The sequence below is a fragment of the Methylomonas sp. Kb3 genome (assembly GCF_002834115.1).
GTDB classification, from domain to species: Bacteria; Pseudomonadota; Gammaproteobacteria; order Methylococcales; family Methylomonadaceae; genus Methylomonas; species Methylomonas defluvii.
On the sequence record NZ_PIZT01000042.1, the window covers coordinates 1 to 616 of the forward strand.

Sequence of the window (616 nt, forward strand, 5' to 3'; positions counted from 1 at the left end):
GCCGCGCGGGCGGCCTACGCCGAAAGCTTGAGTTTGCGCCGGCAATTGCGGGAGGGGCTGGGCGACAGTCCGCAAGCGCTGCGCGATTTGAGTGTGTCGCTGAACAAAATCGGCGACGTGGATAAGGCTCTGGGTCGCTTGGAAGCCGCGCGGGTGGCCTACGCCGAAAGCTTGAGTTTGCGCCGGCAACTGCGGGCGGTGCTGGGCGACAGTCCGCAAGCGCTGCGCGATTTGAGTGTGTCGCTGAACAACATCGGCGATGTGGATAATGCCCTGGGCCGCCTGGAAGCCGCGCGGGCGACTTACGCCGAAAGCCTGGGCTTGTTCCGGCAACTGCGAGAGGCGCTGGGCGACAGTCCGCAAGCACTGCGTGATTTGAGTATTTCGCTGGATAAGATCGGCAATGTGGAGCAAGCCTTGGGCCGCCTAGAAGCCGCGCGGGCGGCCTACGCCGAAAGCTTGAGTTTGCGCCGGCAATTGCGGGAGGTGCTGGGCGACAGTCCGCAAGCGCTGCGCGATTTGAGTGTGTCGCTGAACAACATCGGCGACGTGGATAATGCCCTGGGCCACCTGGAAGCCGCGCGGGCGGCCTACGCCGAAAGCTTGAGTTTGCGCC

1 protein-coding gene is annotated in these 616 nt (G+C 64.3%); it reads left to right on the forward strand.

The annotated features are described in order from the left end of the window. A partial coding sequence (locus CWO84_RS15060; RefSeq protein WP_133120700.1) for a tetratricopeptide repeat protein occupies positions 1-616 on the forward strand: 616 nt, incomplete at both ends.